This window comes from Polaribacter dokdonensis (assembly GCF_024362345.1).
Lineage (GTDB): Bacteria > Bacteroidota > Bacteroidia > Flavobacteriales > Flavobacteriaceae > Polaribacter > Polaribacter dokdonensis.
In genome coordinates this window covers 3034013-3048765 of record NZ_CP101505.1, presented here as the reverse complement: position 1 = coordinate 3048765, position 14753 = coordinate 3034013, and the positions used below count along the sequence as shown (strand labels likewise).

Below are 14753 nucleotides of genomic sequence, written 5' to 3'. Positions count from 1 at the left end.
ATTTTGCGCTATTTAAATCTTTTTTCGATTGTCATCAGATTTTGTGTCTATCAATTTATTGTAAGGATCTACACCAACCTCTGTAGGTTTTTCATCAACAATAATCGAAATTTTATTATTAATAGCAGTAATTTTATGCTTTTGTAGGTAGATTTCTTTCTCCTTCTTTACTCCATCAACCTCTTCTTCTGCAAAAATACCAATATCAATATAATCGTTTAATTGTACAGAAAGGGTTTCTTTATCTGAGTCTGGCATTTTATAGATTAAAGTATCACCAACTTGTTCTCCATAGAATTTTTTACCTTTTTCATCATTCTTATATTTAGCTACTTCAAACTCTATATCTACTTGATATTTTCCATTGTCTAATTCTTTAGTTTCCACTTCTAAAATTCTATTTTTATAAAGTGTAATCGTTTCGAACATATCTTTTATAATGTATTGTAAAGAATCTGGAGTAACCTCTCTAATATAATCTACCATTTCTATTGATGTGGTATAAGGTGGTTCTTGAAATTTAACTTTTTCTACATACCTTTTTAAAGCTCCGTTTAAATTTTCATCACCTATATAATCACTTAAAGCATAAAAAACTAACGACCCTTTTTGATAACGAATGTAACCTTGACCATCATTATACATTAAAGGTTTTTCACGTTTACTTTCGAAGGTTCTTTGTTGTAAATAACCATCTAAAGCTTCTTTTAAAAAAGTTCTCATTTTAGATTTACCTAGCTCCTCTTCCAGCACTTTTAAAGCAACATATTCAGACATACTTTCAGACAACATTGTAGCTCCTAAAACATCAGCACCAATTACTTGATGTGCCCACCATTGATGTGCAACTTCATGTACAGTAACAGCATAAGGATAATCTACACCATCATCACTTTCATCATTTACATCTGCTATAAAACCAATACTTTCTGAAAACGGAATTGTATTTGGAAATGATTGTGCAAACGTACCTCCTGTTTTTGGAAATTCGATAATTCTGACTTGTTTGTGTTGATAAGGACTAAAATTTTCTGAATTATAATCTAATGATGCTTTCATACCCTTCATCATTCTATCTAAATTAAATTCATGTCCTTTGTGATAGTAAATTTCTAAACTAATGCCCTTATACATTTCTTTTTTTACTTCATATCTTGCAGAATTAAAGGCATAGAAATTTAAAATTTTACTATCCATTTTATAATGGAAATATTTACGCCCATCTTTTACCCATTCTTTTTGTAGGTAACCAGGAGCAATTGCAATTTGATCTTCTGAAGTAGAAACAGTTGCCTCAAAATCGATCCAATCTGAGTCTTTTGAAATGTAAGTATTACCTAAAGCTGTTGAATCTGATGGATGAGGACGTAAATCGTTCTTTGGTAAATCGTATTTTTTACGAGTTTGATTGTCTGTCAATTCTCCTGCAGCAGAATATCCTAAATTAGGAAACATTGAGTTGTTGATGAATGTACCATTTTCTCTAATTGGAGAATTTTGACTAAACATGGTATTCTCATCACTTTCTACTGTAACTTTTAACGCTAATGTATCTCCAGGAAGTATAGGCTCATCAAACTGATAAATATCAAAATTATGAATAGTATCTTCTAAAACCAATTGATTAGATCTTGTAAACTCAAACGTACTTTTGGCTGCATTATGATTAAGAAAAACACTGTCTATAGCTTGGTTTGTTTTGTTAACCATTTGCATAACTGCAGAGGCCTTAAACGTTCTTTCTTTAGGATAAATATCTACGTTAGTTTTAACAGCTATAATTCTTGGCTGTTTATAATCTTCGTATTTTTTATATTTCTTTTCCCACTCAACTCTTCGTTTTTCAATCTCTTTGCCAGTAAAACTTTCTTTATCAATATTATTTTCTTTAAAAATGGTAAAACCCAATCCTAAGAAAGCAACTAAGAATATGATAAAAGTTGTGGCAATTTTTCCTGTAAATCTATTTTTAGCAATAGAAAAACGTTCTGCAAAAGAAAATGGAATTCCACGAACCCAAAAAGTTAAAGCCACAATAATTAAAGTGACACCTCCTAAAAGCCAATAGGTTTTGTACCATAAATAAGGGCCTAAAGAAAAACCATAACCATTCATGTCTGAATAACTAAAACCTGGCCCTTCATTGTATTTAAAAACAGCTTGCTCTACACCAATAAAAGATAATAAAGGCATACCAATAGCTATGATTAACAAAGCAAAAAGACCTAAATAAGGATTTCTAATTAACGTTTGAATAAATAGTGCTAATAAAGCCCAAACTATATAGTTTAAAAAATCTAATACATACAACTCATAAATATAATGACCAATTTCAAACTTATAGTAGCCTTTATATATCTGAAATATAATTCCAGAAATCATAATTACACTTACCAATACCAATTGCATTTTTAATAAGGCTATTAATTTAGAAAACAATAAAGACCAATTGGGTATTGTTGTAGCATCAACCAAATGATTTACTCTAGCAATTTGCGCTCTTTGCACTAGTAAACCAGCATATAAAAACGTACAAATGTTTATCGATAAAACAAAAACACCACCTCCATTTAGCATTTGCCAAGTAACAGGTAAAGTTTGGGTTCCAAAAATGCTACCCACTGTAAATAAACCTACCACAATTAAAAGAACACCTACTAAAACTATAGAAATAAAAGGCCAACTTTTAATGATATATTTAAAATCGATGTTAGACAATTTCCAAGTAGCCTTTAGGTTTTGGGCGAAAGAATAATCATGAGTAACTTTAGGTAAGTTAATTTTAGTTATTCCACTGTAATTTCTTTTTATAATTCTTTCTCCTTTTACTTTCTTAAATGAAAATGAAATTGCATTCTGACTAAATGAAAAGATTTTATACACTATTCCAAAAATAATTGCAGCAATTACAGACCATAAAATTCGATTGTAAATAATCATAGATTCTACAGGAATCTGCATGCTGTTTTGTTCTGACATGGTCCAATATTCTGTATAATAAGAAATTGATGCAGAACCAAAAGGATCTAAAATTGCAGCCAACATTTTATAATCGGCCTCCATTAAATTACTTACAACTACAGCTTGTGCAAACATTAAGATAATTACTGTAATAAAACCGGCTGCTATATTTCTTGTAAATGTTACAATTGCAAAAACAATGGCACCAAAGAAAACTACATTAGGTAAGATAAAAAGCAAATAGGTTTTTACGTAGGTTAAAAGACTAAATGGACCTACAATATCTGGGTTTGTACCTGGAAAACGAAATCCGATAATCATTCCTAAACCAATTCCTAAAACAATTATAGAAACTACAGTAATTCCACTTAAAAATTTTGCAAATAAGTAATTTGCCTTTGTAAATGGATAGGAATATAAAATGGTATGCATTTCACTTTTATAGTCTCTATAAACAGAAACACCAATTATGGAGGGAAATAAGAAAAAGATAAATGTGGTTAAACCATTGAATAAGCCATTAACGCCTATTGGCGAATTTACAATTCTAGAAGAACCTGTAGTTACAGTTATAAAATCCCAAATACCAGCAGAAGTTGCTGAGAAAAAGAAGGCTAAAAAAATAAAAATAGCCAAGTAAATATAGAAAGCTGGCCTACCAAGCCAGTATTTTAATTCTTGTTTATATATTGTAGAAAACATTTTTTTGATGATTTGATTATTAGATGATTTGATTTCGTGGATAGTAAAGCTTTAGCTCAGTAGGTTTTTAGATTACATTTTTTACAATTCAAAAACCTAAGAACCCCTTAAGCTAACTCTGGTTCATCTTGTTTTAAAGCAATAAAATAAACATCATCTAATTGAGGAGTTGCTTCAACAAATTCTTCAGCTGGCTTTTCTTCTGCATGCACTCTAATATTTAGTGTATTGTCTTGGTTATAATTTGATGATAAAATAGAGAACATTTTTTCATTTGCTTCTAAATCATCTCTTTCTATAATTTTTATCCAAATTTTACCTTGCAATTCTGCAGTTGCTTCTTGAGGAGTGGTATGCTTTAAAATTTTACCACCATTTAAAATGGCCATTTCATTACATAGTTCTTTAACATCTTCTACAATATGCGTAGAAAAAATTACAGTACAATTGGTACCTACTTCTCTTAAAACATTTAAAAATCGATGTCTTTCAGCAGGATCTAAACCTGCAGTTGGTTCATCAACAATAATTAATTTTGGATTATTTAAAAGTAATTGAGCAATGCCAAAACGTTGTTTCATACCTCCAGAATAACCTGCAACATGTTTGTGTCTTACATCATATAAATTTGTAATTTCTAAAACTTCTTTTACCAATTTTTCACGATCAGACTTTTTAGCAACACCTTTTAACGTTGCAAAATAATCTAACAAATCTTCTGCAGACATTTTTGGATACACACCAAAAGATTGAGGCAGATAACCCAATACCTTTCTTAAAGACATGTTATCTTCTAACACATTAATATCACCAAAAGTAATACTACCTGAATCAGGAGCTTGTAAAGTTGCAATAGTTCTCATTAATGAAGATTTACCTGCTCCATTTGGCCCTAAAAGACCAAACATACCTGTACCAATTTCGATGCTTAAATTATCGATTGCTTTTACTCCGTTTTTATACGTTTTCGTTAAATTCTGTATGCTTAGTTTCATGTTAGTTTGGTTATAGTTCTTTTTTAATTTTAATTCTAGAAGATTTTGTAATATCCCCTTCTTCTCTCTCATTTTCGAAGATAATATTTACGTAATCATAATTGTCTAAATTTAATAAATACTCTTTTACTTTAGATACTATAAATTCAGAATCATTATTCGATTCCTCTTTATTAGGTAATTCTTGTTCTGCAAACTTAAAAGTAAGGTTTAAGCCCCTTTCTTCAGAAATATTATTTTTCTTTGTGTAGTAAGTTCCAATTGCTAAATCATCAAAATTGATTTGTTTCTTTAGCTCTTTTTCAAATCCAGTTTTTCCCACTTTAAAATCAGGGTGAAAATCAGATTTGCCTTCAACAATTGTATTACAATTTACAAACAATAACATTATACAGATTAACAAAGTAGTTTTAAAAATTTTCATAGTTATTTTTGATTAGTTTAGAAGTTCTGCTATATGTGTATTATTTAGCTATAATGTTACAATATTTAAGATTAAATTGTAAGAAAAGTTAAAAAAATCGTTTTATTTTTACAAAAAACAGAATAGATATTATGTCAGATAAATCAATATTAAATAAAGAATCGCTAGCGTTTTTAGAGAAATATTTAAATAATGCATCTCCAACTGGTTATGAATGGGAAGGTCAAAAAATTTGGATGAACTACCTAAAACCTTATGTAGATGAATTTATTACAGATACCTATGGTTCTGCTGTAGGTGTTATAAATCCTGATGCAAAATACAAAGTAGTTATAGAAGGGCATGCAGATGAAATTTCTTGGTATGTAAATTACATTACTGATAATGGTTTAATTTATGTAATAAGAAATGGAGGATCAGACCATCAAATAGCACCAAGTAAAATTGTGAATATTCACACAAAAAACGGTATCGTAAAAGGTGTTTTTGGATGGCCTGCAATACACACTAGAGATAAATCTAATGAGCAAGCACCAAAACCAGATAACATTACCATAGATGTTGGTTGTGCAAATAAAGAAGAAGTTTTAGCTTTAGGTATTCATGTAGGCTGTGTAATTACTTATCCTGATGAATTTCACGTATTAAATGGAGACAAGTTTGTTTGTAGAGCTTTAGACAATAGAATGGGTGGCTTTATGATTGCTGAAGTTGGTAGGTTGTTAAAAGAAAATAATATTGAGTTACCTTTTGGACTTTACATAACCAATTCTGTGCAAGAAGAAATAGGTTTACGAGGTGCAGAAATGATTACCCAAACCATAAAACCTAATGTTGCCATAGTTACAGATGTAACTCATGATACAACAACACCTATGATTGAAATGAAAAAAGCTGGGCATTTAGAAATTGGAAAAGGGCCAGTTGTTGCTTATGCACCTGCAGTTCAGCAAAAATTAAGAGATTTAATTATAGATGCTGCAGAAGCTAAAGACATTCCTTTTCAAAGATCTGCACTTTCTAGAGCAACAGGTACAGATACAGATGCTTTTGCTTATAGTAATGGAGGGGTTGCATCTGCTCTAATTTCTTTACCTTTAAGATACATGCATACCACTGTAGAAATGGTTCATAGAAATGATGTAGAAAATGTAATTAAAATGATTTACGAAGCATTATTACAAATTAAAGACGGAGATACTTTCTCTTATTTTGAATAAAACTATACCTAAAAAGCGAAGTTAAATCTTCGCTTTTTTTTATTTCTAATTATGAGTTTAACAAACCAAAGTCATTTATTTAGTTTACCAAAAGAGATTACCTATTTAAACATTGCTAGCCAATCTCCATCTTTTAAAGCAATTGAAGAAGCTGGTTTAGCAGGAGTTTTAGAAAAAAGTCATCCTTATAAAATTACCACAGACAGTTATTTTGAACCTGTAATAACACTGAAAAAATTATTTGCAAAGCTTATTAATGTAGATGATTATAATAGAATTGCAAACATACCTTCTGCTTCTTATGGCTTAGCAACTGTGGCAAATAATATTCATTTAAACAAAGGTGATGAGATTCTTTTAGTAGATAGTCAATTTCCAAGCAACTACTATGTTTGGGAAAAATTAGCTAAAAAATTCGATGCTAAATTAACCATTGTTGCTATGCCAGAAACCTATGAAAATCGTGGTAAAAACTGGAACAAAGCTATATTAGATTCAATTTCAGAAAAAACAGCTGTGGTTGCTTTAGGAAATATTCATTGGGCAAATGGAACTTTATTTGATTTAAAATCGATTCGAAACAAAACTAATTCAGTTGATGCTCTTTTAATTATTGATGGTAGTCAGTCAATAGGAGCTTTACCTTTTTCTGTAAAAGAAATTCAGCCAGATGCATTAATCTGTGCTGGTTACAAATGGTTATTTGGACCTTATGGATGTGCTTTAGCATATTTTGGTTCTTATTTTGATGATGGAAAACCACTTGAAGAAAACTGGTCTAACCGTTTAAATAGCCATAAAATGGCTGATTTAACCAATTATGAAAACAGTTATAAACCTTTAGCAAATAGATATTCTGTTGGTGAACATGCCAGTTTTATACATGTTAAAATGCAAATTGCAGGTTTACAGCAAGTTTTAGAATGGACACCAAAAGCGATTCAGAATTACTGCAAAAAAATAACAAATGAAGCAGTAATCACTTTAAAGGGAATTGGCTGTTTTGTTGAAGATGAAGCATATAGAAGCCATCATTTATTTGGAGTAGAATTACCTAAAGAATTAAATGTAAATGAGCTAAAAGCAAAACTAAAAGAAGAGAATATTTACATTTCTTTTCGAGGAAATTACATTCGCTTGTCTTGCCATTTATACAATAGTAAAGCAGATTTTAAAAAATTAACCAATTGTATTTTAGCTTGTTTACAAAATGGATGAATTGATTGATATTTTAACTCCTGAAGGACAACCCACAGGAAGAACTGCCTTAAAATCTGAAGCCCATAAACATGGTTGGTTTCATGCAACTGTGCACATTTGGCTCTATACCTTGGATAAAAAAATATTACTTCAAAAAAGGTCATTAACCAAAAAAGTATTTCCTGGTTTGTGGGATATTTCTGTTGCAGGGCATATTGCAGCTGGTGAAACAATTTTAACATCAGCAAAAAGAGAAATCTTAGAAGAAATTGGTTTAGAAATTAAAGAATCTGACTTGATTAAAATAGGTACAAGAATTCATCAAGTTTCACATGCAAATGGCATTCAAGATAATGAACATCATCATGTATTTATAGCTGAATTAAAATCGCCAGTTTCCGAATTAAAAATTCAAGAGGAAGAAGTAGCCGATATTAAATTATTCGATTTATCTGTCTTAAAATCAACAAAAAACCTCGAAAACATATTGCTTTCAAGGTTTCATGATTATTATATTTTTGTTTATGACAAGATTATAGAATATCTTAAAAATACAACAAACTACTAGTAATATAAGCAATAGTAGTAAAATTACTTTTTAGGCTTCTCAAAAAATGAATCTACTAATTTAGCTTTGCTTGCTAAAGGCAATGTAAATTCTGTTGCAGGTCTTGCTGGTTCTGTTGGCATGCCTTTATCATCTTTCTTATACCAAGTAATTTCTTTTGGTAAAATTAAGCCATTCACATTTTCCCACTTATTGTATTTAATTAAATTATATCTATTACTTGGTTCTTTAGAGTTAAACGTAACTGTGTATGCTAACCATTCCATTTGAAAGTTTTTTGGGTTGTAATACACAATGTAATTGTCATCTGGAGAAGTACCAATGTTTGCTTTATAAGAGATTTTAAACCCAGGATATTCTAATCCTTCAAAAGAAATTGCATCTGCTTTTTCATAAATAATACCATCATCTGCTAACACAAATGGCATTGCATAAAAGTAAAAGTATAAGTTATAGTAAAACTCAGGATTTCCTTTGTAATCGCCTTTATTCTCTTCATCTAACCAAACTTCTTTACCATTAAAACCTAAAGAATATTTAGGAGAATTTATAACTGTTTTTCTCGATTTCAAATCTGCTGTATGTGCTTCTTCTCCTTTATTAAAAGATAAAACCTGCATACTATTCCAAGTTGCTAAACCTCCATGCGTTTTAAAAACTTTAGCTAGTTCTTCTGGAATCTTTTTGTTTACTTCAGATTTAATCTCTGTTTTATTTTTATCCTCAGTTTCTTTTTTAACTTGTTTCTTACAAGAGACTATAGTAATTGCTAAAATAAATACAAATGCTATTTTTTTCATTATTTGGTTTTTGAATATTTAGATTATCTGTCGAAAATTTACAGCTAGTTTACAGTTTTATTTTAAATTTTTGATTGGTAAGTATACAAATCAAAATATCTACCTTTTGCATCAATCAACTCATCATGTGTACCTCTTTCTGCAATTTTACCAGATTCTATTACTAAAATTTGATTTGCTTTTTTAATTGTACTCAACCTATGAGCAATAACTATTGTTGTTCTGTTTTTTATTAATTCTGATAGACTTTTCTGAATCAATGCTTCACTTTCTGTATCTAAACTTGATGTTGCTTCATCTAAAATTAAAATTCTAGGATCTGCTAAAATGGCTCTTGCAATTGCCAAACGCTGTCTTTGTCCTCCAGATAATTTTACACCTCTTTCTCCAATTAAGGTATCTAAACCATCATCAAACCTATCTGTAAATTCGTTTACATAAGCTGCATTTACAGCATTTTGCAACTCTTCATCAGTTGCATTTGGTCTTGGAAAAAGTATGTTTTCTCTAATTGTACCCTCAAATAAAAATTCATCTTGCAAAACAACTCCTAAGTTTTTACGATAACTAGACAATTTTACTTTAGACATATCTTGATTATCTATAGTAATTGTACCTGATTTGGGATTTAAAAATGTTGCTGATAAACCTGCTATCGTAGATTTACCAGAACCAGAACTACCCACTAAAGCTGTTACAGAACCTGCAGGAACTTGAAAATTGATATTATGTAGAACTTCTTTACCAGCTTCATATGAAAAAGAAACATCATCAAACTTAATTTCGCCATCAACTTTATCTAATTCTATAGTTCTACTTACATCATCTTCTTCTGCAGACATATTCATTAATTCTTCTGTTCTGTCTAAACCAGCCAATGCTTCTGTAAGCTGACTACCAATATTACTCATTTGTACTATTGGAGCAACCATAAAGGCTAACAGAAATGTAAACTGAATGAAATCTCCAAAGGTTAAGGTTCCTTGTATCATATAATAACCACCAATTCCCATAACTCCAGTTGTTGCTAAACCAATTAAAAAAGTAGAAGAACTTGTCATTATTGCAGTTGCTGTCATACTTTTTTTAACATTGATAAAAATATCTGCAACACCTTTTTCGAAAATTTTACTTTCTTGTTCTTCTGCATTAAAGGCTTTTATTACTCGAATACCACCTAAAGTTTCTGTTAAACGTCCTTTAACTTCTGCATTTATTTTACCTCTTGCCCTAAAAATAGGTCGAATGTATTTGAATGATTTTAAGGCAATTAATCCAAATATAGATAATGGAACAAAGGTAAAAAGCGTCATCCAAACATTCATTTTAATCAAAATAACTAACGTTACAATTGCTGTAAAAGAACCACCAATTAACTGCACTAAACCTGTGCCAATTAAGTTTCGAACTCCTTCTACATCACTCATAATTCTAGAAACTAAAGCCCCAGATTTTGTATTATCAAAAAAACTAATTGGTAGGGTTAATACCTTTCTTTGCACTTCTGCTCTTAATTCTGAAATTAAATATTGTGCTTGTATACTTAGTACTTTGGTTAGTAAAAAAGAAGTAATTGCTTGTACAGAAATTGCACCAATAACAACAGCTATTAGCGTGTATAATTGAGTGTAATCTTTATTAGGTACTACCTCATCTAACAACACTTTACTTTGTAAGGGTAAAACAAAACCAGATAAACTTCTAATAATTATTAAAATGAGACCCACAAAAACTAGGTTTCTTCTTGGCCAAATAATGGTTTTAAAAGCTTGTTTTAAGGTTACTTTTGGCTTCTTTTTATCTTTTGATGATTCTTTGAAATGCTGCATAATTTATAAAGGTCAATTTATATGCCATTAGAAATTATTATGACAGATATGCAAAGTTAACAAAAAGACCTGTCAGGTTTTAGAAAGCTGACAGGTCTTATTTTTTTAATATTTCTAATTGTTGGCAAATAGGCTTGCGTGAGCGATAGAAACGATATCCTTTTTGCTTTTTCTGCAAAAAGATAAAGTGAATAGCGCAGTTTTTGTTTTTCACAAAAACACGCCCAAATTAATTTACTTACAATCTATTGTCTATGATATTTTGCACAACTTCCGGATTTAAAAGTGTACTTGTATCTCCTAAATTATCCATTTCATTTGATGCGATTTTACGTAAAATACGTCTCATTATTTTTCCTGAACGTGTTTTTGGTAAACCTTCTGAGAATTGAATTTTATCTAATTTGGCAATTGGCCCTATTTTCTCTGAAATGGCTTGATTGATTTCTTTACGTAAATTATCGTGATTTCTGCTTTCTCCTGTATCTTTTAAAATTACATAACCATACAAAGCACTTCCTTTAATATCATGTGGAAAACCAACAATAGCAGATTCTGCAACTGCAGGATGTTCATTTATAGCATCTTCTATTGGTGCAGTTCCTAAATTATGACCAGAAACAATAATTACATCATCTACTCTACCAGTAATTCTGTAATAACCAACTTCGTCTCTTAAAGCTCCATCTCCAGTAAAATATTTGTTTTCAAATGCTGAAAAATACGTCTCTTTATATCGTTGATGATTGCCCCAAATTGTTCTTGCAATACTTGGCCAAGGATGTTTTATACACAACCTACCTTCTACTTGATTGCCTTCTAATTCTTTTCCATTTTCATCCATCAAACAAGGTTGAATACCTATAAATGGTAAAGTTGCATAGGTTGGTTTTGTTGGAGTTACATATGGAATTGGAGTTATCATCATTCCACCAGTTTCTGTTTGCCACCAAGTATCTATAATTGGGCTTTTCTTTTTACCTACATTATCATTATACCAATGCCAAGCTTCTTCATTTATAGGTTCTCCTACAGAACCTAAAACTTTTAATGATGTTAAATCGTATTTATCTACCAATCCTGTTCCATGTTTTGCTAAAGCTCTAATAGCTGTTGGTGCTGTATAAAACTGATTGATTTTATGTTTTTCTACAATTTGCCAAAAACGACCAAAATCTGGATAACTTGGTACACCTTCAAACATTACAGTTGTTGCACCATTTGCTAAAGGACCATACACAATGTAAGAATGGCCAGTAATCCAACCAATATCTGCTGTACACCAATACACGTCATTTTCTTTATATTGAAATGCATTTTTAAAAGTATAGGCTGAATAAACCATATAACCAGCAGTTGTATGAACCATGCCTTTTGGCATTCCTGTAGAGCCAGAAGTATATAAAATAAATAGAGGATCTTCTGCATTCATAGTTTCTGCTTCACATTCTGTAGAAGCATTATCTAATAGAGGTTGCAGCCATTGGTCTCTACCTTCTTTCATATTAATTTCTGAATTGATTCTTTTTGCCACCAAAACAGTTTCTACACAAGTACAATTTTCTAGAGCTTCATCTACAATTCCTTTTAAATCTATTGTTTTTGATCCTCTGAAAGAACCATCTGCAGTAATAACCATTTTACAATCTGCATCATTAATTCTTGTAGCTAAAGCTGATGCTGAAAAACCTGCAAAAACTACAGAATGTATGGCTCCTATTCTTGCACAAGCTAAAGTTGCTACTGCCAATTCAGGAATCATAGGCACATAAATACAAACACGATCTCCTTTCTGAATTCTATTTTCTTTTAAAACATTTGCAAATTGATTTACTCTTTGATGCAATTGCCTGTAAGTAATTTGTTCTGCTTTTTCATCAGGATTATTAGGCTCGAATAAAATTGCTGTTTTATCTGCTCTTGTAGCTAAATGTCTATCAATACAATTTTCTGTAATATTTAATTGCGCTCCTTGAAACCATTTTACTTCTGGTTTTGTAAAATCCCATTCAAGAACTTTATCCCATTTTTTTCGCCAAACAAAGTGTTCTTCTGCAATTTCTTCCCAAAAATTTTCTGGCTCTCTCACAGATTTTCGATATACTTGAAAATATTCTTCTAAATGTTTAATATGGTAGTTACTCATAATGCTTTTGAAGGTTTTAAAACTTTCTAAAAATAGAAATTAATTTTTTCTTTTAGAGTTCTAGCTGCTTTATTTTAATAGATAATATGAATCTCTAAAATAGCAAACCAATTCTTTTTGATTTAATTTTTTCTACTTACAACAGTATATTATCGCTAAAAAGCAAATTTTACAGGAATAGAAAAGCTTATTTTACAGAGAATAATATATTTGTTACCTATGAGTATGGATTTAATTATTACCTTAATTATAAATAATTGGCATATTATTTTGCTCTTTTTTATTGTGGCCATTTTATACTCATCAGTAGGTTTTGGAGGTGGTTCTAGTTACTTAGCAATTTTGGCTTTAACCAGTCTCGCTTTTACTCAAATTAGAGCAACTGCCTTGCTTTGTAATATTGTGGTAGTATCTGGAAATGTCTTTATTTACTATCAAAAAGAGGAATTAAACATTCCTAAAATACTACCTCTTGTTTTATTAAGTATTCCTTTTGCTTATTTAGGAGGCTACTTAAAAATTAGTGAGAATTTCTTTTTTATTCTACTTGGATTAACTTTGATATTTGCTTCTATAACCATGTATATCTCTAAAAAAATAATAACATCAACCAAATCTGTAAAACAAAACAACAGCGCAAAAAATGGTGCAATTGGTGGTTTAATTGGCTTTATTTCTGGAATGGTTGGTATTGGAGGAGGCATATTCTTAGCACCTATATTGCACTTTATCAATTGGGATTCTCCTAAAAAAATTGCAGCCACAGCAAGTGTATTTATCTTTGCAAATTCTATTGCTGGTTTTATTGGGCAAACATCAAATCCTGATTTCCAAATTGATTGGAATTTAACTTCTATTCTTTTAATTATTGTATTTATAGGTGGCCAAATTGGAAGTAGAATTAGCAATAACTTTTTTACACCAATTCAATTAAAAAAAGCAACTGCTGTTCTCATAGCATTTGTAGGGCTTAAAATTTTGTATGATTTTATTTTCTAATTTTAGTTTGAGTTCAAATTATTTTGGATAACGATTGTTTTATACCTACTGAAGAAATATATTTGGCGAATCAACTAAAACATGAACAATGTTAGAAAATATTTTTACACTATTAATGCTAGTAATGTTGCAAGCTGTACTTGGCTTTGACAATTTACTTTACATTTCTTTGGAATCTAAAAAAGCACCTTTAGAAGAACAAAAACGAGTACGTAAAGTTGGTATTCTTGTTGCTATTGCTCTAAGAATAGGATTGCTTTTTCTACTAGTATCTATTATTGATTACTTTCAAGAACCATTTGCCTTTTTATCTGGAGGTATAAAAGATGTAGCCGAATTTGCTTTTAATGGGCATAGTATTATTGTTTTAATTGGAGGTGGATTTATTATTTATACAGCCATTAAAGAAATATGGCATATGATTGGAACACCTGATTTAGAAAATTCAGAAATGGTAAACAGTAAATCTAAGAAGACAGCAAATGCAGCAATTGTTAGTATTGTTATTATGAATTTAGTTTTCTCTTTCGATTCAATTTTAGCTGCAATTGGCCTAACAAGTGAAATTGAAAACCCTACAACTGCCTTTATAATTATGGCAATAGCTATTGTTGCAAGTGGTTTGTTAATGTTATTTCTTGCAGATAGAGTATCTACATTCTTAGCTAAAAACAGGATGTATGAAGTATTAGGTTTATTTATTCTTTTTATTGTAGGTATAATGCTAGTTACTGAAGGTGGACATTTAGCTCATATAAAATTATTTGGTAATGAAATTGTGCCAATGAGTAAAACTACCTTCTACTTTGTTATTGCAATTTTAGTTATTGTAGATATTGTGCAAGGAAGATATCAAAAGAAACTGCTGCTAGAATCCAAAAAATAAAAATCGTAAAAGCATTTCTTCTG

The 14753-nt window shown here is 30.3% G+C and carries 10 protein-coding genes and 1 pseudogene; 5 read left to right on the top strand and 6 right to left on the bottom strand.

The features are described 5' to 3' along the window. Positions 1 to 12 precede the first annotated feature (12 nt). The 3 genes from LPB302_RS13775 to LPB302_RS13765 form a co-directional block, all read right to left on the bottom strand. Positions 13 to 3663: an ABC transporter permease/M1 family aminopeptidase gene (locus tag LPB302_RS13775; RefSeq protein WP_053973012.1), complete on the bottom strand. Its 3651-nt coding sequence runs from the start codon at positions 3661 to 3663 to the stop codon at positions 13 to 15. A gap of 107 nt (positions 3664 to 3770) precedes the next feature. Further along, complete coding sequence (locus LPB302_RS13770; RefSeq protein ID WP_053975256.1) at positions 3771 to 4658, bottom strand: ABC transporter ATP-binding protein; 888 nt, start codon at positions 4656 to 4658, stop codon at positions 3771 to 3773. Positions 4659 to 4668: 10 nt separating this feature from the next. After that, the gene (locus LPB302_RS13765) at positions 4669 to 5082 is read right to left on the bottom strand and encodes a hypothetical protein (RefSeq protein WP_143032695.1); all 414 of its coding nucleotides are present in this window, start codon (positions 5080 to 5082) and stop codon (positions 4669 to 4671) included. Positions 5083 to 5213: 131 nt separating this feature from the next. Here LPB302_RS13765 and LPB302_RS13760 point away from each other — a divergent pair, with 131 nt between their 5' ends. Genes LPB302_RS13760 through LPB302_RS13750 form a run of 3 tightly spaced genes read left to right on the top strand, consistent with a single transcriptional unit; the run spans position 5214 to position 8070 of the window. Beyond that, the gene (locus LPB302_RS13760; protein ID WP_053973014.1) at positions 5214 to 6302 is read left to right on the top strand and encodes a M42 family metallopeptidase; all 1089 of its coding nucleotides are present in this window, start codon (positions 5214 to 5216) and stop codon (positions 6300 to 6302) included. A 51-nt stretch (positions 6303 to 6353) separates the two neighbouring features. Next, the gene (locus LPB302_RS13755; protein ID WP_053973015.1) at positions 6354 to 7520 is read left to right on the top strand and encodes an aminotransferase class V-fold PLP-dependent enzyme; all 1167 of its coding nucleotides are present in this window, start codon (positions 6354 to 6356) and stop codon (positions 7518 to 7520) included. Further along, a complete protein-coding gene (locus LPB302_RS13750; protein WP_053973016.1) occupies positions 7513 to 8070 on the top strand; it encodes an NUDIX hydrolase in 558 nt (185 codons plus the stop codon). Before LPB302_RS13755 ends, LPB302_RS13750 begins: the two co-directional genes overlap by 8 nt. 23 nt (positions 8071 to 8093) lie before the next feature. On the opposite strand, the gene LPB302_RS13745 is transcribed toward LPB302_RS13750, so the two are convergent. The 3 genes and pseudogenes from LPB302_RS13745 to acs form a co-directional block, all read right to left on the bottom strand. After that, positions 8094 to 8870 (bottom strand): DUF6503 family protein, encoded by a 777-nt coding sequence (locus LPB302_RS13745; protein WP_053973017.1) that lies wholly within the window; start codon positions 8868 to 8870, stop codon positions 8094 to 8096. A 62-nt stretch (positions 8871 to 8932) separates the two neighbouring features. Next, positions 8933 to 10699, bottom strand: coding sequence for an ABC transporter ATP-binding protein (locus LPB302_RS13740; protein ID WP_053973018.1), 1767 nt, complete (start codon positions 10697 to 10699; stop codon positions 8933 to 8935). Positions 10700 to 10937: 238 nt separating this feature from the next. Beyond that, a pseudogene (acs, locus tag LPB302_RS13735) lies at positions 10938 to 12854 on the bottom strand (acetate--CoA ligase); the annotation flags it as partial. A gap of 216 nt (positions 12855 to 13070) precedes the next feature. On the opposite strand from acs, the gene LPB302_RS13730 reads away from it, so the two are divergent. Then, positions 13071 to 13844, top strand: a complete 774-nt coding sequence (locus LPB302_RS13730) for a sulfite exporter TauE/SafE family protein (protein ID WP_231658690.1) — start codon at positions 13071 to 13073, stop codon at positions 13842 to 13844. A gap of 88 nt (positions 13845 to 13932) precedes the next feature. Then, entirely contained in the window at positions 13933 to 14730 is a 798-nt protein-coding gene (locus tag LPB302_RS13725; RefSeq protein WP_053973021.1) for a TerC family protein, read from the top strand. Positions 14731 to 14753 lie beyond the last annotated feature (23 nt).